Source organism: Acidovorax sp. Leaf160 (assembly GCF_001424265.1).
Lineage (GTDB): Bacteria > Pseudomonadota > Gammaproteobacteria > Burkholderiales > Burkholderiaceae_C > Paracidovorax.
On record NZ_LMOV01000012.1, the window covers coordinates 164879 to 184915 of the forward strand.

17 protein-coding genes are annotated in these 20037 nt (G+C 67.5%); 11 read left to right on the top strand and 6 right to left on the bottom strand.

What is annotated here, in order from left to right:
- The first annotated feature begins 134 nt into the window (after positions 1-134).
- A complete protein-coding gene (locus ASF94_RS07400) occupies positions 135-2516 on the top strand; it encodes an arginine/lysine/ornithine decarboxylase (RefSeq protein ID WP_056663762.1) in 2382 nt (793 codons plus the stop codon).
- A gap of 369 nt (positions 2517-2885) precedes the next feature.
- Positions 2886-3458 carry an NADPH-dependent FMN reductase gene (locus ASF94_RS07405; protein ID WP_056663764.1) on the top strand — a complete coding sequence of 191 codons (573 nt, stop codon included), beginning with the start codon at positions 2886-2888 and terminating at the stop codon, positions 3456-3458.
- Between the two features lie 220 nt (positions 3459-3678).
- Here the strand turns inward: ASF94_RS07405 and ASF94_RS07410 are convergent, their stop codons facing one another.
- On the bottom strand, positions 3679-4323 hold the full coding sequence (locus tag ASF94_RS07410) for an FMN-dependent NADH-azoreductase (protein WP_056663769.1): 645 nt from the start codon (positions 4321-4323) through the stop codon (positions 3679-3681).
- Positions 4324-4490: 167 nt separating this feature from the next.
- Between ASF94_RS07410 and ASF94_RS07415 the strand changes: the two genes are divergently transcribed.
- The 8 genes from ASF94_RS07415 to ASF94_RS07450 all read left to right on the top strand — a co-directional run bounded on the left by ASF94_RS07415 (position 4491) and on the right by ASF94_RS07450 (position 11986).
- A complete protein-coding gene (locus ASF94_RS07415) occupies positions 4491-5459 on the top strand; it encodes a LysR family transcriptional regulator (protein WP_056663772.1) in 969 nt (322 codons plus the stop codon).
- Positions 5460-5672: 213 nt separating this feature from the next.
- On the top strand, positions 5673-6395 hold the full coding sequence (locus ASF94_RS07420; RefSeq protein ID WP_156382447.1) for a hypothetical protein: 723 nt from the start codon (positions 5673-5675) through the stop codon (positions 6393-6395).
- Between the two features lie 228 nt (positions 6396-6623).
- Positions 6624-7235 carry an alpha/beta hydrolase gene (locus ASF94_RS07425; RefSeq protein ID WP_056663778.1) on the top strand — a complete coding sequence of 204 codons (612 nt, stop codon included), beginning with the start codon at positions 6624-6626 and terminating at the stop codon, positions 7233-7235.
- 132 nt (positions 7236-7367) lie between these two features.
- Entirely contained in the window at positions 7368-8378 is a 1011-nt protein-coding gene (locus ASF94_RS07430; protein ID WP_056664827.1) for a sulfate ABC transporter substrate-binding protein, read from the top strand.
- 3 nt (positions 8379-8381) lie between these two features.
- On the top strand, positions 8382-9269 hold the full coding sequence (cysT, locus tag ASF94_RS07435) for a sulfate ABC transporter permease subunit CysT (RefSeq protein WP_056663782.1): 888 nt from the start codon (positions 8382-8384) through the stop codon (positions 9267-9269).
- Entirely contained in the window at positions 9266-10171 is a 906-nt protein-coding gene (gene cysW / locus ASF94_RS07440; protein WP_056663787.1) for a sulfate ABC transporter permease subunit CysW, read from the top strand. Before cysT ends, cysW begins: the two co-directional genes overlap by 4 nt.
- Before the next feature lie 18 nt (positions 10172-10189).
- Positions 10190-11314, top strand: a complete 1125-nt coding sequence (locus ASF94_RS07445; RefSeq protein WP_056663791.1) for a sulfate/molybdate ABC transporter ATP-binding protein — start codon at positions 10190-10192, stop codon at positions 11312-11314.
- 147 nt (positions 11315-11461) lie between these two features.
- The gene (locus ASF94_RS07450; RefSeq protein WP_056664828.1) at positions 11462-11986 is read left to right on the top strand and encodes a disulfide bond formation protein B; all 525 of its coding nucleotides are present in this window, start codon (positions 11462-11464) and stop codon (positions 11984-11986) included.
- A gap of 68 nt (positions 11987-12054) precedes the next feature.
- Here the strand turns inward: ASF94_RS07450 and ASF94_RS21990 are convergent, their stop codons facing one another.
- Positions 12055-13722, bottom strand: a complete 1668-nt coding sequence (locus ASF94_RS21990; protein ID WP_056663795.1) for a rhodanese-related sulfurtransferase — start codon at positions 13720-13722, stop codon at positions 12055-12057.
- Between the two features lie 52 nt (positions 13723-13774).
- A complete protein-coding gene (locus tag ASF94_RS07460) occupies positions 13775-14641 on the bottom strand; it encodes a LysR family transcriptional regulator (RefSeq protein ID WP_056663797.1) in 867 nt (288 codons plus the stop codon).
- Positions 14642-14768: 127 nt separating this feature from the next.
- Between ASF94_RS07460 and bla the strand changes: the two genes are divergently transcribed.
- Positions 14769-15671 carry a class A beta-lactamase gene (gene bla, locus ASF94_RS07465; RefSeq protein ID WP_056664832.1) on the top strand — a complete coding sequence of 301 codons (903 nt, stop codon included), beginning with the start codon at positions 14769-14771 and terminating at the stop codon, positions 15669-15671.
- A gap of 11 nt (positions 15672-15682) precedes the next feature.
- On the opposite strand, the gene argA is transcribed toward bla, so the two are convergent.
- The 3 genes from argA to ASF94_RS07480 all read right to left on the bottom strand — a co-directional run bounded on the left by argA (position 15683) and on the right by ASF94_RS07480 (position 20037).
- Positions 15683-17029: an amino-acid N-acetyltransferase gene (gene argA, locus ASF94_RS07470; protein ID WP_056663799.1), complete on the bottom strand. Its 1347-nt coding sequence runs from the start codon at positions 17027-17029 to the stop codon at positions 15683-15685.
- Positions 17030-17184: 155 nt separating this feature from the next.
- Positions 17185-18924 carry a tannase/feruloyl esterase family alpha/beta hydrolase gene (locus tag ASF94_RS07475; protein WP_056663803.1) on the bottom strand — a complete coding sequence of 580 codons (1740 nt, stop codon included), beginning with the start codon at positions 18922-18924 and terminating at the stop codon, positions 17185-17187.
- 120 nt (positions 18925-19044) lie between these two features.
- A complete protein-coding gene (locus ASF94_RS07480; protein WP_056663807.1) occupies positions 19045-20037 on the bottom strand; it encodes a Bug family tripartite tricarboxylate transporter substrate binding protein in 993 nt (330 codons plus the stop codon).

The following is a 20037-nucleotide window of genomic DNA, read 5'->3' on the forward strand; positions in this document are numbered from 1 at the left end:
GTGATCCCATCGTCGAAGCGGTGGGCTGGGCAAATTGTGGGACAAAAGCCCGCACGTTCAAATGCGCGACATTGTTATTCCTTACACTGCGCGGCTATTTCGTTTTTTTGGCCCGATCGCCCCGGAGGCAGCGCATGAAATTCCGCTTTCCCATCGTCATCATCGACGAGGACTACCGTTCAGAAAATACGTCCGGACTGGGTATCCGGGCGCTGGCGCACGCCATCGAGTCGGAAGGCTTCGAGGTGCTGGGCGTGACGAGCTACGGCGACCTGACGCAATTCGCACAGCAGCAGAGCCGCGCCAGCGCGTTCATCCTGTCGATCGACGACGAGGAGTTCACGCTCGGCTCCGACCTCGACCCCATCGTGCAAAGCCTGCGCAACTTCATTGCCGAAGTGCGTCGCAAGAACACCGAAGTGCCGATCTACGTGCACGGCGAAACCAAGACCTCGCGCCATCTGCCCAACGACATCCTGCGCGAGCTGCACGGCTTCATCCACATGTTCGAGGACACGCCGGAGTTCGTCGCCAAGCACATCATCCGTGAAGCCAAGAGCTACCTGGAAGGCGTGCAGCCGCCGTTCTTCAAGGCCTTGCTGGACTACGCGGAAGACGGTTCCTACTCGTGGCACTGCCCCGGCCACTCGGGTGGCGTGGCATTCCTGAAAAGCCCCGTGGGCCAGATGTTCCACCAGTTCTTTGGCGAGAACATGCTGCGTGCCGACGTGTGCAACGCGGTGGAAGAGCTCGGACAGCTGCTCGACCACAACGGCGCCATCGGCGAATCGGAACGCAACGCGGCGCGCATCTTCAATGCCGACCATTGCTTCTTCGTGACCAACGGCACCAGCACGTCCAACAAGATGGTCTGGCACCACACGGTGGCGCCGGGCGACGTGGTGGTGGTGGACCGCAACTGCCACAAATCGATCCTGCACTCGATCATCATGACCGGGGCCATCCCCGTGTTCCTGAAGCCGACGCGCAATCACTTCGGCATCATCGGGCCGATCCCGCAGGCCGAATTCGAGCGTAACGCCATCGAAGCGAAGATCCGCGCCAATCCGCTGCTCAAGGGCGTGGACGCCAAGGCGGTGAAGCCGCGCGTGCTGACCATCACGCAGTCCACCTACGACGGCGTGCTCTACAACACGGAAACCATCAAGTCGATGATGGACGGCTACGTGGACAACCTGCACTTCGACGAGGCCTGGCTGCCGCACGCGGCCTTCCACCCGTTCTACGGCAGCTACCACGCCATGGGCAAGAAGCGCGCCCGGCCCAAGCACTCGGTGGTGTATGCAACGCAATCCATCCACAAGCTCCTGGCCGGCATCAGCCAGGCCAGCCATGTGCTGGTGCAGGATTCGCAGACCGTGAAGCTGGACCGCCCGCTGTTCAACGAGGCGTACCTGATGCACACCTCGACCAGCCCGCAATACAGCATCATCGCCAGCTGCGACGTGGCCGCGGCGATGATGGAGCCGCCCGGCGGCACGGCGCTGGTGGAAGAGAGCCTGCTCGAAGCGCTGGACTTCCGCCGCGCCATGCGCAAGGTGGAAGAGGAATTCGGCAAGGACGACTGGTGGTTCAAGGTCTGGGGGCCGGACAAGCTGGTGGACGAGGGCCTGGGCCGTGCCGAGGACTGGATCATCCGCAGCGACGGCAAGGGCAAGAAGAGCGCCAGCAAGTGGCACGGCTTCGGCCAGATGGCGGACGGCTTCAACATGCTGGACCCGATCAAGTCCACCATCGTCACGCCTGGCCTGAACCTGGACGGCAAGTTCGACAAGACCGGCATTCCCGCGTCGATCGTGACGAAGTACCTGGCGGAGCACGGCGTGGTGGTCGAGAAGACGGGCCTCTACAGCTTCTTCATCATGTTCACCATCGGCATCACCAAGGGCCGCTGGAACACGCTGCTGACCGCGCTGCAGCAGTTCAAGGACGACTACGAGAAGAACCAGCCGATGTGGCGCATCCTTCCGGAGTTCTGCCAGCAGCACAAGCGCTACGAGCGGATGGGTCTGAAGGACCTGTGCCAGCACGTGCACGAGCTGTATGCCAAGTACGACATCGCGCGCCTGACGACCGAGATGTACCTGTCGGACCTGACGCCCGCGATGAAGCCCAGCGATGCGTTCGCGCACATTGCGCACCGCAAGACCGAGCGGGTGGAGATCGACCACCTGGAAGGGCGCATCACGACCAGCCTGATCACCCCGTACCCACCGGGCATTCCGCTGCTGATCCCGGGCGAGGTGTTCAACAAGAAGATCGTGGACTACCTCAAGTTCTCGCGCGAGTTCTCCAAGCTGTCGCCCGGGTTCGAGACCGACATCCACGGCCTGGTCGAGATCGAGGACGAGCACGGCGTGGTGCGCTACTACGCCGACTGCGTGACCAAGACCGAGCAGCCCAAGCCCGGGCGTCGCGGCGGTTTGAAGGACGCGCCCGATGCGCAGGAGATCGTGCAGGTCGGCAGCGACGGGCCGTTCGGCCGCAAGGTCTGACCTCGCGCTGCGCCGCGCCAGCCATCGCAGCGCGGTGGGATGCGGCGCGGCAAGGCGAGCGAATGCCTGCCGCAGACAGCCCGGCCTGGACCCAGCGCCGGCTTTTTTTCGCCTGGGAAGCGCGCCTTGCTCGGCCTCTGCTGTAGGACTGGGCCGTAAGCGGCCGGCCGTAGATGTGCCCGCGCCTCGTGGGCGATCATGCTGGCTCAGCGCTCAGGCCTGCAGCTTTGCTGGGTCTTGCGCTGCAAAAGATATAGCGAATGGCAGCTTGAGGCAGCTCTCCCAAGCAGCCACGCCCGTGCTTATCATGTCCGGCGCTGCGGCTGATCGCCGCTTTCCCATCACCTTCTGCAACCCCCAGGAAACTCCATGGACAAGTACCAGATCGCTGTCGTCGTCGGCAGCCTGCGCAAGGACTCGATCAATCGCAAGCTGGCCACTGCGCTCACGCGGATGGCGCCTGAAGGCTTCACCTTCACCGACGTGCGGATCGACGATCTGCCGCTCTACAACCAGGACGACGATGGCCACCAGGCTGCACCGGTGATGCGCCTCAAATCCGACGTGTCGGCCGCACAGGGCCTGCTGTTCGTGTCGCCCGAATACAACCGCTCCATTCCCGGTGTGCTCAAGAACGCGCTGGACCACGGCTCGCGGCCGTACGGCCAGAGCGTGTGGGGCGGCAAGCCTGCCGGCGTGATCGGCGCGTCGATTGGCGCCATCGGCACCGCCGTCGCCCAGCAGCATCTGCGCAACGTGCTGGCCTATCTGGACATGCCTACGCTGGGCCAGCCGGAAGCGTTCATCCACTACAAGGAAGGCTTCTTCGACGAAGACGGCAACGTGGGCGAAGGCAGCCGCAAGTTTCTGCAGTCGTGGATGGACAAGTACGTTGCCTGGGTGAAAACGCACAACAACCCGGGCGACCACAAGCCAGCCTGAGACAAGGTGGCCAGACCCTAGCCGCCAGCGGGTGCCACGACCCGGCCGGCCATCTACAGCCGGGGCAACCAGTTTATGCTATTGATTTGATAGCTATAAACCCAGTGCTGACAAGCGCCAGAGGCCTGTATGGCTTGAAATGCGCAACGAGAAAGAGCCGGCGATGCCGGCTCTTTGCTTTTCGGTCTGGCCCGGGGCCGCAGACGTTCCCTCTCGGATGTCAGGCGGCTTCTGCCAGCAGGGCGGTGGCGCCTGTCTTCACGTGCTGCTGAATGTCGCGTTCGGCGCTGGCCAGGGCAGCCGTCTTGGCTTCGCCGCCCATCGCCACGCCTTCGGCGCGCACGAACCGCACATCGGTGATGCCGAAGAAGCCGAACACGGTCTGCAGATAGCTTTCCTGGTGCTCCATGGCGCGGCCGCCTTCGCTGGTGGAATACACACCGCCGCGCGAGGAGGCGACGATCACCGTCTTGCCCTTCGCCAGGCCTTCAGGACCGTTGGCCGTGTAGCGGAAGGTGCGGCCCGGCTGGGCGATGCGGTCGATCCACGCCTTGAGCTGGGTGGGGATGCCGAAGTTGTAGAGGGGGGCGCCCACCACAACCACATCCGCTGCCAGGAACTGGCTCACCAGGCGCTCGGAGACCGCATTTTCCCGCTGCTGCAAATCGCTCAGCCCTTCCGTCTGGCCAGTGCGCGGGGCCATGGAATCCATGGTGAAGTGGCTGGGTGCGTCCGCGACCAGATCGAGGTGCTCCACCTGCGTGCCGGGGTGGGCAGCGAGCCACGCCTCCACGGTGCGGGCCGTCAGCTGACGGGAGACAGAGGCGTCGCCGGTGATGGCGGAATCGATGTGAAGCAGCTGCATGGCGGAACTCCTGGAAAACGGGTGAAGAAGGTCCCCAGACGGGGTGCCGCGAATTGCGGCGTTGGATAGATTGTATGGATGGTCACAACGCTTGATAAGCAGCGAGATATGCAATAGATTGTCCTGATTACGATGGCAGTGAAGCCTCGGCTTTGAAAGGGCGCGCCATGCAGGATCTGAACGACATGCTGTATTTCGCTGAGGTGGTGGAACGCGGCGGCTTTGCTGCGGCCGGCCGGGCCTTGGGGGTGCCCAAGTCGCGGCTATCGCGGCGGGTCTCCGATCTGGAAGCTCACCTGGGCGTGCGTCTGCTCCACCGCACCACCCGCAAACTGTCGCTCACGGACGTCGGCGAGGCCTACCTGCGGCACTGCCAGGCGATGCGCGACTCGGCGCAGGCGGCGGCCGATACGGTGGCCCAGGTGCAGACCGAGCCCCGCGGCACGGTGCGGGTGACCTGCCCGGTGACCCTGGCGCACAGTGTGGTGAGCGAGCTGATCCCGCAATTCCTGCTGAGCCACCCGATGGTGCGGGTCGACATGCAGGTGACCAACCGGGTGGTCAATCTGGTGGAAGAAGGCGTGGACGTGGCGCTGCGCGTGCGCACCACGCTGGACGCGAGCGGCAGCATGGTCGTCAAGCGGCTGGACGAAGGCACCCAGGTGCTGGTGGCGAGCCCCGCGCAACTGGCGCGCCAGGGCGTGCCGGTCACGCTGGCGGACCTGGGCGCGCTCGACACGCTCGCCATGTCGGCGGCGGATGGGCGTACCACCTTCCAGCTCATCAGCCCCGACTGCCGCGAGGAAACCGTGCAGCACAGTCCCCGCTACGTGGCGGACGATCTGGTGTCACTGAAGTTCGCCGCGCTGGCGGGCATCGGTGTCTGCTGGCTGCCCGACTATCTGTGCCACGCCGAACTCGCCGACGGCCGGCTGGTGCGGGTGCTGCCCGATTGGTCCACGCCGCGCAGCGTGGTCTATGCGGTGTTTCCATCCCGCCGCGGCCTGTCGCCGGCGGTGCGCCATCTGCTCGACTTCCTGGGGGAGGCCGTACCGGGCCGGGCCGCGGTGCCGGAATGCGCCGAGCATACAGTCCGCCAAGCGCATGACGACTCTGCCCAGCTGGCATCGGACTGAGCCTGCTGTCCGGCGGCGGGAGCCGTTCGTGCGCGGCCCGTCCTTGCGCGTCGAAGCGGGCTCGCGGCGCCCGTGTGCCGGCGTTTCGAAACTGCGACGTCTATTTCATGCACTGAGCAGTTTTCTCGGCAATACTTTCAGGTTTCCATCCCGGTGCAGGGAAGGGGCCGCCCAGCGCGTCCCTGCAGCCTCTTCGCGCCTCATCATCCCTTCATGACCTTTTCACAAGGCGCACCTTCGTCGTCGCCGTCGCATTGGATTTCCCCGTCCCGCTGTGCGCTTCTGCTGTTGATCGCAGCGTGGCTGCTGGCGGGCTACTGGGTGGTGCCGGGGCTGCCGGCTTCTGCCGGTTGGGAAAACAGCTGGCTGGAGAACACCCAGGTCGTCATCCTGCTGGGCGGGGCGGTGACGGCGGCCCTCTACGCGCAGCGCTTTGCAGGCGGCGCCCTGGGGCGGCCGGCCGTCGCGCTGGCGGCTTGCCTGGTTCCCGTCTGGCTGGCGCTGGCCGGGCGCGAACTGGCGTGGGGCGCGGCCTTCCTGCCGCCGATGGACATCGAGGAGGGTGAGCCGATCTATTCCTCCTCCATCCTGTTTTACAAAGCGGCCGTCGCGCCCGTGGTCGGTGCGGCGGCGGCGGCGGTGGTGGCTGTCCTGGTTTGGCAGCGCTCGGACCGGCTTGTCTGGCCGCATCTGCTGACCCGCCGCTTCCCCTGGTTCGAAATGGCGCTGGGAGTGTGCGCAGGCCTTGTGAGCACCTATGCGGAAGGTCACCTGGGCCTACCGGTGTCTTCCACGTGGATGAGCTCGGCGCCCGTGCTGGAAGAGTGGGTGGAGGTGGCTGCGTATCTGGCCCTGTGGGCGGCGCAGTGGCAGATGTTCCGTGCCGTCTTGCGGGCGGCGCATGGGCCGCAGCCGGACGCCGCCGACGGGAAATGACCCTGGGTTCTGATAGATGTTTTGTCTATTAAGTCACAACGAGATATTCGTTTGGGTTTGTTAGACAGCCTCGCAGAATGGCCGGCATCCGCACACCAGGAGCGATGGCATGGCCGCTGCGACCTCTTTTTTCCTTTCACACCCGGTATCTCACCTTGTCTCCGCCCCGCCGGCCGGCGCGACCCTTCCGCACGGGTGGCCCCAGTGTGGCGCTGAGGAGGGCCTGCGGTGACCGCGTCGGGCCCGGTGGCCGCAGCCACATCGGTGGTGGTCGTGCCGGGCTGGCGCGACTCCGGCGCAGGACATTGGCAGACGCTCTGGGCCGAGCGCATTCCCGAGGCGATCAGGGTGGTGCAGGACGACTGGATCACCCCCACCCGCAATGCCTGGGTGCGCACGCTGGAAAGCACCATCCTCGCGGCGCCGCACCCTGTCGTCGTCGTGGCCCACAGCCTGGGCTGCATTGCGACGACGCACATCGGCCCGGCTGCGGCCGAGCGCGTGCGCGGTGCCTTGCTGGTGGCGCCAGCCGACCCGGAACGTCGCGCCGTGCTGAGCGATTTCGCGCCGGTCCCGTACGCTGCCCTGCCTTATCGCAGCATCCTCGTGGCCAGCAGCAACGACCCCTACTGCCCCGTACGGCTGGCAGGTGCCTACGCACGGGCCTGGGGCAGCGAGTTCGTGCGGCTGCAAAACGCGGGCCACATCAATGTCGAATCAGGTCACGGCGACTGGCCGCTGGGCTGGGCGCTGCTGCAGTCGCTGGCCGGCGAGGCGCAGGACGCCGCTCTGTTGGCTCGGCCCGACCCTTCCTTGGAGCGCTTGCGCTCTGCCGCGTGAGCCCGGCGGCCAGCAAAGCCGCCTCGCGGCTTATGCCGGCATCCAATAAATAAACAAGAATTTAGTCTTTTGCGTTTGAAGGGCGGATGTCCACAATGCAGGTTACTTTCAGCTACGTGGATGGACGCCAGCATGCCAACGAAGAATTCTTTCAAGACCCTCATCGCCGCCGCGGTTTTCGCGGCCAGCGGCCTGGCCGCGGCCCAGCCCTCGACGCTGCTCAACGTCTCCTACGACGTGGCCCGTGAGTTCTACAAGGACTACAACCCGGCGTTCGTCGCGTACTACAAGAAGACCACCGGCAAGGACGTGAAGATCGACCAGGCGCACGGCGGTTCCAGCGCCCAGGCCCGCGCGGTCAACGACGGGCTCGACGCAGACGTCGTCACTTTCAACACCACCACCGACATCGACTTCCTCGCGAGCAACGGCGTCGTGGCGAAGGACTGGGCCAAGAAGTTTCCGAACGACGCGTCGCCCACCACGTCCACCATGCTCTTTTTGGTGCGCAACGGCAACCCCAAGAACATCAAGGACTGGGACGATCTGATCAAGCCCGGTGTGCAGGTGGTGGTGGTGAACCCCAAGACCGGCGGCAACGGCCGCTACGCCTACCTGGGTGCCTGGGGCGCGGCGCGCGAGAAGGGCGCCACCGATGCGCAGGCCGCCGAGTTCGTGGGCAAGCTCTACAAGAACGTGCCCGTGCTGGGCAAGGGCGGACGCGATGCGACCAGCATCTTCCTGCAGCGCAACACCGGCGACGTGCTGATCACGTTCGAATCCGAAGTGCTGTCGATCGAGCGTGAATTCGGCAAGGGCAAGGTCGACGCGGTGTACCCGTCCACCAGCATCGTGGCCGAGAACCCGGTGGCGGTGGTGGAGCGCACCGTCGCCAAGAAGGGCTCGGGCGATCTGGCCCGCGCCTATCTGAACTACCTCTATTCCGACGAAGGCCAGGAAATCGCCGCCAAGCACGCGCTGCGACCCCGCTCCGAAGCGGTGTTGAAGAAGCACGCCGACCTGTTCAAGCCGGTCAAGCTCTTCACCGTCGCCAAGTACTTCGGCTCGCTGGGCGAGGCGCAGAAGGTGCACTTCAACGACGGCGGCCAGTTCGACAAGCTCTACACGCCCGGCGCCAAGTAAGCCATGGCCGCCGCCACGACCTTGGTGCCATCGGGCACCGGCGGCCCGGCGCCCGGCCGCGCACGCCGCGCCCAGCGTGTGCTGCCCGGCTTCGGCCTCACGCTGGGCTACACGCTCTTCTATCTCAGCATCATCGTGCTGATCCCGTTGTCGGCCCTGCTGTTCAAGACCTTCAGTCTGACCTGGGACCAGTTCTGGACCGCCGTCACCGCGCCGCGCGTGCTGGCGTCCTACCGGCTGACCTTCGGCGCGTCGCTGATCGCGGCGCTGGTCAACCTGGTGTTCGGCCTGCTGATCGCCTGGGTGCTGGTGCGCTACACGTTTCCCGGGAAGAAGATCGTCGATGCGCTGGTCGATCTGCCGTTCGCGCTGCCGACGGCCGTGGCCGGCATTTCGCTCACCGCGCTGCTGGCGGGCAACGGCTGGCTGGGGCGCTACCTGGAGCCGCTGGGCATCCAGCTCGCCTTCAAGCCCGCGGGCGTGGTGATCGCGCTCATCTTCATCGGGCTGCCCTTCGTGGTGCGCACCGTGCAGCCCGTGCTGGAAGATTCCGAGAAGGAACTGGAAGAGGCGGCGACCAGCCTGGGCGCGACGCGTCTGCAGATCTTCTGGAAGGTCATCCTGCCTTCGATCACCCCCGCGCTGATGACCGGCTTCGCCATGGCGTTTGCGCGGGCCATCGGTGAATACGGCTCGGTGATCTTCATCGCCGGCAACATGCCCATGGTGTCCGAGATCACGCCCCTCATCATCATCGGCAAGCTGGAGCAGTACGACTACGCGGGCGCCACCGCGGTCGCGGTGGTGATGCTGGTCATCTCCTTCGCGCTGCTGCTCGTCATCAATGCGCTGCAGGCCTGGCAGCGCCGCCACGCGGGAGCGCCGGCATGAGTTCGTCCGTCACCACCACTCCGCCCGCCAAGCGCCGCGTGCAGGCCGGCACCACCGAGGCGCCCTGGGTGCGCTGGACGCTGCTGGGCATCGCCTTCGCCTTCCTGCTGCTCTTTTTGGTGCTGCCGCTGGCCGCCGTGTTCGTGGAGGCGTTCTCCAAGGGCATCGACGCTTACCTGGCCAGCCTGCGCGACCCCGATGCCTGGTCGGCCATCAAGCTCACGCTGATCACGGCCGTCATCGCCGTGCCGCTCAACCTGGTGTTCGGCGTGGCGGCGGCCTGGGCCATCGCCAAGTATGAATTCAAGGGCAAGGCGTTCCTCACCACGCTGGTGGACCTGCCGTTCTCTGTGTCGCCCGTCGTGGCCGGCCTGATGTACGTGCTGGTCTTCGGCGCCAACGGCTGGTTCGGCCCCTGGCTTCAGGAGCACGACATCAAGATCATCTTTGCCGTGCCCGGCATCGTGCTGGCGACCGTGTTCGTCACCTTCCCCTTCATCGCGCGGGAGTTGATTCCGCTCATGCAGGCGCAGGGCAACGACGAGGAACAAGCCGCCATCGTGCTCGGCGCGACCGGCTGGCAGACCTTCTGGCATGTGACCCTGCCCAACATCAAGTGGGGGCTGCTCTACGGCGTGATCCTCTGCAATGCGCGGGCCATGGGCGAATTCGGCGCGGTGTCGGTGGTGTCCGGTCACATCCGTGGGCAGACCAACACCATCCCGCTGCATGTCGAAATTCTCTACAACGAATACCAGTCGGCAGCGGCGTTCGCGGCGGCCTCGCTGCTGGCCCTGCTGGCGCTGGTCACCCTGGTCATCAAATCCGTTGCCGAGTGGCAGAGCGAGCGCGAACAGCAGGCCGCCCGCGACCTGCCGCCCGAGCGGCCCACGCCGCACTGACAACCAAGCGAGCCCTTCATGAGCATCGAAATCCGTCACATCAGCAAGCAGTTCGGCGACTTCCAGGCGCTGCGCGACGTCAGCCTGGACATCCAGTCGGGCGAGCTCATCGCTCTGCTCGGTCCGTCGGGCTGCGGCAAGACCACGCTGCTGCGCATCATCGCCGGGCTGGAAACTCCCGACACCGGCAGCATCCACTTCAGTGGCGAAGACACCACCGACGTTCACGTGCGCGAGCGCAACGTGGGCTTCGTGTTCCAGCACTACGCGCTGTTCAGGCACATGAGCGTGTTCGAGAACGTGGCCTTCGGCCTGCGCGTGAAGCCGCGCGACCAGCGGCCCAGCGAGGCGCAGATCAAGCAGAAGGTCATGGATCTGCTGAAGCTGGTGCAGCTCGACTGGCTGGCCGACCGCTTTCCCTCGCAGCTGTCCGGTGGGCAGCGCCAGCGCATCGCCCTGGCGCGCGCGCTGGCCGTGGAGCCCAAGGTGCTGCTGCTCGACGAGCCGTTCGGGGCGCTCGACGCCAAGGTGCGCAAGGAACTGCGCCGCTGGCTCCGCCGGCTGCACGACGAGCTGCACGTCACCTCGATCTTCGTGACGCACGACCAGGAAGAGGCGCTCGAGGTGGCCGACCGCGTCGTAGTCATCAACCAGGGCCGCATCGAGCAGAGCGGCTCGCCCCAGGAAGTGTGGGACCAGCCGGCCAGCCCGTTCGTCTATGGCTTCCTCGGCGACGTGAACCTTTTCAAGGGCCGCGCCCACGAAGGGCAGGTGCATGTGGAGGGCGTGCAGATCGACTCGCCAGAACATGCCGGCGCGCAGAACGCGAATGCCTCGGCCTACGTGCGCCCGTACGACCTGGACGTGCGCCGCCATGTGCCTGGCGAGGGCGTGGATGCCCAGGGCCGGCAGCGCGGCATCGTCGCCCGGCTGGAACGGGCCATCGTGGTCGGGCCCATCGCGCGCCTGGAACTAATTGCGACCGAAGGCGACAAACCATCCGACAATGCAGCCCCCGAGTCGGTGATCGAGGCACAGATCCCTGCGACCGAGTTCCGCGACATGGGGTTTATGGAGGGTGAAACGCTGGTGGTGACGCCGCGCCGCGCCCGCGTGTTTCTGGACCAGGCCGCAGGCATCTGATTCCCCTTCAACTGCTTTGCGCTCTCCTCGTGGGAGGGCGCACCGGGCGGTCTGGCGGATCCGGACGGCCCGGTGTTCTGGCGAAGGAGTGCTGCATCGATACGCGGTGCGCCGCCTTTGGCAATGCTTTTGGATGAGGGAAAAGAAATGAATTGGTTGGATCGCGCGCCTCGCCGCGTGCTGGCGTTGATCTCTGCGGCCTGCGTGGCCATGCTGGCTTTCGGCATGTATCTGCAGCACAGCCTCGGGCTGGAGCCGTGCCCCATGTGCATCGTGCAGCGGTATGCTCTTATTTTTGTAGCAGTATTCGCAGGCATTGCAAGCGCCCGAAGCCAAAAAGGCTGGCAAATCGGCTGGGGCGTGCTGGCTTTGCTGGCGGCGGGCTTCGGCGCCTTCGTCGCGGCGCGGCAAAGCTGGCTGCAGTGGTACCCGCCTGAAATCGCCACCTGCGGGCGCGACTTCTACGGAATGATCGAGCACTTCCCCATCGGCCGGGCGATCCCCATGATCTTCCGCGGCTCGGGCGACTGCACGGCGATCGACTGGACCTTCCTCGGCGGCTCCATCGCCAACTGGTCGTTCATCTGCTTCACGGCTTTCGCGTTGGCGCTGCTCGTGCTGCTGGCCCGTCAATGGCGCGGTGGGGGCCCTCGCGGCCTGGCGGCCGCCTGATCCCCACCGCCCACTGGCGGCGGTTCAAGCACCACGACAACGGGGCGCCTGCGGCGCCCCGAATCGTTTCAGGCGGGCGGGAAGAGGGTGGGCGAGTCGCCTTCCTTCCACGCCTCGTACTTTCCCATCACGCCCTCGAACAGATCGCCGGCCTGCCAGTCGGCCAACCAGCGGCGCAACGGCAGCCAGGGGCCGGCCTCCCAGCGCGCCGGATCGATGCCGGCGAACTGCCGCACGAAGGGCGCGATGGCCATGTCGGCCAGCGTGGCGTGTCCACCGAACAGGTGGCTGGCTGCCTCCAGACGGGCGTTCAGTTGCATCAGCCAGGCCTGCGCGGCAGACCACTGCACCGCTGGGTCTGAATCCGGATAGCGGCTCGGGTACTTGCAGCGGTCCAGCGCCTGCTTGAACGGGCCGTCGCATTCCGCGATCAGCGCCCACAGGTCGTCCGTGCTGCCGTGCTCCGGGGCCAGCCAGCCGCCAGGGTCGTTGCGCTCCAGCGCCCAGCGCATGATGTCCAGGCTCTGGTCGATGACCTGGCCGTCAGGCAACACCAGCACCGGCACCGTGGCCTTGGCCGAGGCCTCCCGCAAGGCGGTGGGTTTGTCGCGCAGCACCACTTCGCGCAACTGGCAGCGCTCTCCGCTGGCAGCCAGCGCCAGACGGGCGCGCATCGCATAGGGGCAGCGCCGGAATGAGTACAGGATGGGCAGGTCGCCGGCGGTTTCGGTTTCGGTTTCGGTTTCGGTTTCGGCTTCCGGCTGCGGGCGGCCGGGCACCGCCGCGCCGTCGCTGTGCGCGCCGGCCGGCTGCGCCTGGCTGCCGATGTGCTCGCGGCCCTGCATCGCCGCCAGCGCCACCTGGCGCTCGCGCTCAGCCAGGGCCTGCAGCTGCGCTTCGCTGCGCGTGCCGTGGCAGTAGGGGCAGCTCACGCCCGGCACGTAGTGGGGAGACGCCCGGTCGTCCGCCGACAGCGGCATGCGGCACGACCGGCAGAGCTGGTGGTGCCCTGGCGCTAGCCCATGCCCGACCGAGACCCGCTCGTCGAACACGAAGCAGTCGCCCCACCAGCGGCTATCGGTCTCGGGCACCGTCTCCAGGTACTTCAGGATGCCGCCCTCCAGGTGGTAGACCTCGTCGAAGCCGCGCGACTTGAGGAAGGCGGTCGACTTCTCGCAGCGGATGCCACCAGTGCAGAACATGGCCACGCGCGGATTGCCGGCCAGCACGCCGCCTGGCGCGCTCTGCTGCTCCACCCAGGCCGGAAATTCCGTGAAGCTGCGCGTGCCGGGGTCGACCGCGCGGGCGAAGCTGCCGATGCCCACTTCGTAGTGGTTGCGGGTGTCGATCACCACCACCCCGGGGTCGTCGATCAGCGCGTTCCAGTCCTCGGGCGCCACGTAGGTGCCGGCCTGTGCGGCAGGGTTCAGGCCCGGCACGCCCATGCTCACGATCTCGCGCTTGAGCCGAACCCGCATGCGGTAGAACGGCATGCGCTCGCCCATCGCCTCCTTGTGCTTGAGCGGGGCGAACCGTTCATCGCTGCGCAGCCAGGCCAGCACCGCGTGCACGCCCTCCGGGGTGCCGGCGATGGTCCCGTTGATGCCCTCCGGCGCCAGCAGCAGCATGCCGCGCACCGAGTTCGCATCGCACACGGCTTGCAGCGGCGCCTGCAGCGCGGCGAAGTCGGGCAGATCGACGAACAGGTACAGGGCGGCGGTCAGGTAGCGGGGCATGGGGCGGCGATGATAGCGGTTGGGTCGGACAAGGGGAGCGGGGGGCTGCGGTTCAGGCGGGCTGCGCACAACCGGCCAGCAGCCAGTCGCGAAACGCGTCCATCGCCGCGCCCGGTGGGCGTGATTTCAGCCGGGTGAGCCAGTAGGCCCCCAGCGCGATCTCCGTGCCGAAGGGCTGCACCAGCCGGCCCTGCTGCAGCTCGCGGGTGAAGAGCCGCGCGGGCAGCAGAGCGATGCCCGCGCCCTGGGCCGCCGCCTCGGCCAGTGCCAGCGACGAGTCGAAGACCGTGCCCCGCACGAGCGGGCAGGGCACGCCGGCCGCGCTGAACCAGGCACTCCATTCGTCGGCACGGTAGGAGCGCAGCAGCGACTCGCGCGCCAGGTCGGCCGGCGCCCGCAGCCGCAGTGCGACGGCCGGAGCGCACATGGCCGAGAGCGGCGCGTCCAGCAGCCGGTCCGCCTCGGTGCCGTGCCAGGCACCGTCGCCGAAGCGGATGGCGCAGTCCAGTCCCTCTGCTGCCAGATCGACCCGGTTGTTGTGCGTCATGAGGCGCAGGTCCACGAACGGGCAGGCCTGCTGGAAATCGCGCAGCCGGGGCAGCAGCCAGCCCACCGCGAAGGTGCCGACGGCGCCGACGGTCAGCACCTCGCGCGGACGGCGGTCGTTCAGCTGGTCCAGCGCGGCGGCCATGCGTGCGAAGCAGTCGCTCAGCACCGGCAGCAGCGACTGGCCCTCGTCGGTCAGTGCCAGCCCGCGCGGCAGGCGCCGGAAGAGGGGCTGGCCCAGGCGGTCCTCCAGGTTGCGGATGTGCTGGCTCACCGCGGTCTGCGTGACGTTCAGCTCCTGCGCGGCGCGGGTCAGATTCAAGTGCCGGGCAGATACCTCGAAAGCGCGCAGGGCATTGAGCGGCAGATGCATGGAGGGCGGGGAGGGTGAAGTTTTTCTGGGGTGTCGTCCTGATTATTGTCGATGGTGCCACGGCACTCTTGCCCGTATCGTTTGCACCATTCCACACCACAGCGAACGAACAGAGAGGATCTGGATGATGAAGAGGCGTGAGTTTTCCTTGGGGGTTCTGGGCGGTATCGCCCTGGCCCATCCCGCCTGGGCTGCAGCCACGGCAGGGGCGGGCTCCACTTTGAGCGATGCCGGCTGGCAGGCGGCCCTGGGGGCTGTCGAAGCGGGCTTGCAGGGAGGCCGGCTGGGTGCGGCCATGCTCGACACGGGCACCGGGCGCCTGCTCAGCTGGCGCGGGGACGAGCGCTTTCCGATGGCCAGCACCTTCAAGCTGATGCTGGCGGGCTGGATGCTGGAGCGGGTGGATCGTGGCCAGGAATCGCTGGCCCAGCGCGTGCGCTACGAGCGGGACGCCCTGGTCCCGTATTCACCCGTCACCGAGAAGCACGTGGGTGCCGACGGCATCACCGTGGCCGAATTGTGCGAGGCAACGGTCACGCTGAGCGACAACACCGCTGCCAACCTGTTGCTGGCCCGGCATGGCGGCCCGGAAGGGTTCACCGGTTTCGCCCGGTCGCTGGGCGATGCCGTCACGCGGCTCGACCGGACCGAACCCACGCTGAATGAAGCGCTGCCCGGCGATCCGCGCGACACCACCACGCCGGTCGCGATGCTGCACAGCCTGCGCACGCTGGTGCTGGGCCAGGCGCTCAGCCCGGCATCCCGCGCCCAGCTGACGGAGTGGATCGTCAACAACAAGACGGGCGACAAGCGGCTGCGCGCTGGCGTGCCGGGCTGGAAGGTGGGCGACAAGACGGGCACGGGCAGCAACGGCTCGTCCAACGACATCGGCGTGCTGTGGCCTGCGGGCGGCGGCGCGCCCGTGGTGGTGACCTGCTACATGACCGGCGTGCCGGCGTCGCCCGAGGTGCGCGATGCCGCCATCGCCCAGGTGGCGCGGCACGTGGCAGCGGCGGTGCGGGGCGGCTGACCGCCCGGGCGCTACAGCTTTTTGATCAGCACCTGGCTCTTGCGGTCCCAGTTGTATTTCTTCTTGCGGCCCTCGGGCAGCCAGTCCGGGTCCACCGGCTGGAAGCCGCGCTTGATGAACCAGTGCATGGTGCGGGTGGTCAGCACGAAGATGCTTTTCAGGCCCATGAGGCGCGCACGCTGCTCGATGCGTTTGAGCAGCTTCTCGCCGTCGCCCGTGCCCTGGCTGTGGGGCGACACCGTCACGGCAGCCATCTCGGCCGTGCCCGCCTCAGGGTAGGGGTAGAGCGCGGCGCAGCCGAAGATCACGCCGTCGTGCTCGATGATGGTGTAGTTCGCCACGTCGCGTTCGATCTCGGTGCGGTCGCGCTTGACCAGCGTGCCGTCTTTCTCGAACGGTTCGATCAGCTGCAGGATGCCGCCCACGTCATCGGGCTTGGCCTCGCGCAGTTCCTCGAGCTTCTCGTCCACGATCATGGTGCCGATGCCGTCGTGGACGTAGATCTCCAGCAGCAGCGCACCGTCGACCGAGAACGGAATGATGTGGCTGCGTTCCACGCCGCCTTCGCAGGCCTTCACGCAGTGCTGCAGGTAGAACGACGTGTCCGACGGCGTGCGGGCCGGCGGCAGGGTGGCCAGCATGCGGCGCGCGTGGTCCAGCGGCAGCTCGGTGTCGATCGGGTTCTCTTCGCCGTCGGGCAGGAAGGGGTCGGTGCGGATGCCCGGCACTTCCGAGACGAACACCAGCTTGTCGGCCTTGAGCGCGATGGCGACCGAGGTGGCCACTTCCTCCATGCTCAGGTTGAACGCTTCGCCGGTGGGCGAGAAACCGAAGGGCGACAGCAGCACCAGAGCGTCCATGTCCAGCGCCCGGCGGATGCCGGCCGTATCCACCTTGCGCACCAGCCCGGAATGCTGGAAATCGACCCCGTCCACGATGCCCACGGGCCTTGCGGTGAGGAAGTTGCCCGAAATCACCCGCACGGTGGAGCCCGCCATCGGCGTGTTCGGCAGGCCCTGGCTGAAGGCGGCCTCGATCTCGTAGCGCAGCTGGCCAGCCGCCTCCTGGGCGCAGTCGAGCGCCAGCGAGTCGGTGACGCGTATGCCGTGCGAGTACTTGGGCTCGTGGCCCTTGGCCCGCAGCTGCTCGTTCACCTGCGGCCGGAAGCCATGCACCAGCACGATCTTCACGCCCATGGCCTGGATCATCGCCAGGTCCTGCGCGATGTTCTGCAGCTTGCCCGCGGCAATGGCCTCGCCGGGCAGGCCGATCACGAAGGTCTGGTGGCGGAACTTGTGGATGTACGGCGCAACGGAGCGGAACCAGGGAACGAAGGTGAAATTGAAAACAGCGGACATGTGAAGGCGGTGGGGCAGCGGGCGGGCCGTCGGAGGGGGCGGTGCGGAGGCGAAATCATAGTGGCTGCCTGTGTCCGCAGTGGCCGAGCCGCCCTGCCATGGCCCCGGTCCAGGCCGGCCCGCCGCGGGGCCGGCCTGGACCGGGGCGCTTCAGGTCACGGCCTGCAGCTGAAGCTGGCCGCGCTTTCCACGTCGCCCGAGCCGTTGTAGCGGGCGACCAGCGGATACGGGCACAGCGGCCGGGTGCGCTGGGCGCTCCAACTGGCGGGCACCTCCGCGTTCACCACCGCGGAGCCGGCGCCCCGCGCCTGCGCGATCACGCGGTCGGGCGCCTGTCCCTTTTCCACCCAGTTGACCAGCGCGGTCACCATGTCGAACTGGTCGGTGGCGGGGCCGTTGGCGCAATGGTTCATGCCGGGCACCAGGTAGAGGCGCGCATAGTCCGGCGCGCGGCCCTGCTCGGCCGTTTGCAGCGCGTCGTACCAGCGGGCGGTGTCCGCAGCGCTGAACACGCCGTCAGCCGTGCCGTGATAGACCATCAGCTTGCCGCCGCGATCGCGCAGGGTGGACAGGTCGGTCTCGCGCGGCGGCGTCATGAACGACCAGCTGGACTCGGTGAACGCGCCGCTGGTCGCGAAGAGCTTGCCGTAGTCGCGGTTCAGGTCGTAGTCCAGCGCGATCTTCAGGGGCGGCGTGCTCACGAAGGTGCTGACCGGCAGGGGCGGCGTGTTGAAGACCAGCGACACCGACCCCGGGTCCAGGTTCTGCGCGATGAAGTAGTGCCAGAGCGCGAAATCCTTGCCGGCCACGCCCGGGTCGAACCAAGTGTTGGAATACGCGGCCGTCCCGTCCGCCAGGCGGGGCCCGGCGAACAGGCGCTGCAGCGTGTTCTTCTGCACCGGCGTCAGGCAGGCGCCATCGCGCTCGCCGGAGCAGGTGGGCACGTCGGTCTGGATGTCGAAGGCCGCCTGGCAGGCCGCCACGTCGGACACCATCCCGTCCTTCGCGCCGTCCAGCGCGTCGCACTTGGCGGTGATGCGCGCCGCCACCGTGCTGTATTCCGCCGGCGTGACGGCCCTGGAGATGTCGGGCAGGCCGTTGGCGCCCTGGCTGGCGATGGAGGCGTACTGCTGCACCTTCCACAGCTGCGCGCTCGCAGCCTTGGGCAGATGGAAGCCGGGGTTGCCCGCCAGCACGCCGTCGTAGTCCTTGGCGTAGCGCGCCGCGGCCACCATGGCGTGGCGGCCGCCGTTGGAGCAGCCGGCGAAGTAGGAGCGATCCGGCGCCTTGCCGTAGGCCGCCTTGATGACGCCCTGCGCCATCGGCGTGAGCGTGGCCACGGCCTGGTAGCCGTAGTCCAGCCGCGCCTGCGGATCTGCGCCGAAGAACGGCGTGGGCTGTGGATGGCCGGCGTCGGAGCTGAGCACGGCAAAGCCCATCGACAGGGCGGTGGTGTTGGGGGCGCCGCCGCCGATGGGGCCGGTGGCAGGCACCACGGCGCCGTCCAGCCCGCCGTTGCCCTGGTGGAAGAAGCGGCCATTCCAGTCCTGCGGCAGGCGCATCTCGAAGCCGATGGCGTAGGCATTGCCGTCCACCGCGCTGGTGCGCTCATTCATGCGGCCGCTCACCAGGCAATGCTCCGGCATGGCGGGCTGGCCGTTGCCGCCGTCCGTCGCCGCTACGGAGGTCACGGACGTGATGCGCGTGGACGGTAAGGCCAGGGCCGCCAGCTGGCTGCACTGCGCGAGCTTGCCGGGCGTCGCCGCCGCCAACTGCGGCGGGCCGCTGTCGGAGCCCCCACAGGCCGACAGGGCGATCGCGGCGCCGGCAGCCGCCGCGCCCGCAAGCCAGCCGGCAGGCAGCCGCCCGGGTGCCAGGGAAGGGAAATGGGTCATGGATGTCTCCTCCGCCCAGCGCCTGCGGCTGGCCGGCTCGAAAGGTGGGTTCGTTGTGGATCTGCTGCAGCGCAGGCGGCCGGGCCGCAGCGTGCTGCGCCGGCCGCCTGAACCGGGGCGTCACGACTCGGCGGTGAAGCCGATCTGCTTGACGATGGGCGCCCAGCGGTCGGACTCCTGGTGCGTCATGGCATCGAGTTCGGCCGGCGTGGAGCCGCCCGCGATCAGGCCGAAGGTGGCCAGGTTGTCGATCACCGCCTTGTCCTGCAGCGCCTTGTTGATGGCCGCGCTGGCGGCGGCCACCACGGCGGGCGGCGTGCGGGCCGGCGCGTAGAAGCCATACCACTCGTCGAACTTGATGTAGTCGTAACCCTGTTCGGCGAAGGTGGCGACGTCGGGCGTGAACGGCGTGCGCTTGGGGCCGGAGGTGGCCAGGATGCGCAGCTTGCCGGTCTTGGCCTGGGGCAGGAAGTCGCCCACCGGCGTGATCATGGCGGCGATCTGGCCGCCCACCGTGTCGGTCACGCCCGGAATGGAGCCGCGATAGGGCACATGCCGCAGATCGACGCCGCTGTTCTTCGTCAGCAGTGCGCCGATGAAGTGCGGAATCGAGCCTGCGGCGGGCGAGCCGTAGCTGGCCTCCTTCGGGTGGGCCTTGGCCCACGCCAGGAAGTCGGCCACCGTCTTCACATCCGCGGGCACGGCAGGGCCCACTGCCAGCGCATGCGACATGGTGGCGCCCAGCGATACGGGCACCAGGTCCTCGAACGGCTTGTAGCCGAGCTTGGGGTAGATGCCCGGGAAAACGGTGAGCACCGAGTGCGGCGTGAGCAGCAGCGTGGCGCCGTCGGGCGCGGCGACCTTCACGGTTTCCACCGCGATGCGCCCGCCGGCGCCACTCTTGTTGTCCACGATGCCTGCGGTCTTCACGTAGCCGCCGGCGGGCAGCCGGTCGGCCACGCGGCGGGCCATCACGTCGGCCGTGCCGCCCGGCGGGAAGCCGACGACGACGCGCGCGGTGTCCAGCGTCTGTGCGAACGCGGCGAGGGGCGCAAGGGCGCCCAGGGCGGTGAGCGAGCCCAGGGTCTGAATGAATTGGCGGCGATGGGTCAT

What these genes read in the sequence shown, in the direction of transcription:
- ASF94_RS07400 (WP_056663762.1), top strand. Translation starts at nt 135, where the DNA reads ATGAAATTCCGCTTTCCCATCGTCATCATCGACGAGGACTACCGTTCA.
- ASF94_RS07405 (WP_056663764.1), top strand. Translation starts at nt 2,886, where the DNA reads ATGGACAAGTACCAGATCGCTGTCGTCGTCGGCAGCCTGCGCAAGGAC.
- ASF94_RS07410 (WP_056663769.1), bottom strand. Translation starts at nt 4,323, where the DNA reads ATGCAGCTGCTTCACATCGATTCCGCCATCACCGGCGACGCCTCTGTC.
- ASF94_RS07415 (WP_056663772.1), top strand. Translation starts at nt 4,491, where the DNA reads ATGCAGGATCTGAACGACATGCTGTATTTCGCTGAGGTGGTGGAACGC.
- ASF94_RS07420 (WP_156382447.1), top strand. Translation starts at nt 5,673, where the DNA reads ATGACCTTTTCACAAGGCGCACCTTCGTCGTCGCCGTCGCATTGGATT.
- ASF94_RS07430 (WP_056664827.1), top strand. Translation starts at nt 7,368, where the DNA reads ATGCCAACGAAGAATTCTTTCAAGACCCTCATCGCCGCCGCGGTTTTC.
- cysT (WP_056663782.1), top strand. Translation starts at nt 8,382, where the DNA reads ATGGCCGCCGCCACGACCTTGGTGCCATCGGGCACCGGCGGCCCGGCG.
- cysW (WP_056663787.1), top strand. Translation starts at nt 9,266, where the DNA reads ATGAGTTCGTCCGTCACCACCACTCCGCCCGCCAAGCGCCGCGTGCAG.
- ASF94_RS07445 (WP_056663791.1), top strand. Translation starts at nt 10,190, where the DNA reads ATGAGCATCGAAATCCGTCACATCAGCAAGCAGTTCGGCGACTTCCAG.
- ASF94_RS07450 (WP_056664828.1), top strand. Translation starts at nt 11,462, where the DNA reads ATGAATTGGTTGGATCGCGCGCCTCGCCGCGTGCTGGCGTTGATCTCT.
- ASF94_RS21990 (WP_056663795.1), bottom strand. Translation starts at nt 13,722, where the DNA reads ATGCCCCGCTACCTGACCGCCGCCCTGTACCTGTTCGTCGATCTGCCC.
- ASF94_RS07460 (WP_056663797.1), bottom strand. Translation starts at nt 14,641, where the DNA reads ATGCATCTGCCGCTCAATGCCCTGCGCGCTTTCGAGGTATCTGCCCGG.
- bla (WP_056664832.1), top strand. Translation starts at nt 14,769, where the DNA reads ATGAAGAGGCGTGAGTTTTCCTTGGGGGTTCTGGGCGGTATCGCCCTG.
- argA (WP_056663799.1), bottom strand. Translation starts at nt 17,029, where the DNA reads ATGTCCGCTGTTTTCAATTTCACCTTCGTTCCCTGGTTCCGCTCCGTT.
- ASF94_RS07475 (WP_056663803.1), bottom strand. Translation starts at nt 18,924, where the DNA reads ATGACCCATTTCCCTTCCCTGGCACCCGGGCGGCTGCCTGCCGGCTGG.
- ASF94_RS07480 (WP_056663807.1), bottom strand. Translation starts at nt 20,037, where the DNA reads ATGACCCATCGCCGCCAATTCATTCAGACCCTGGGCTCGCTCACCGCC.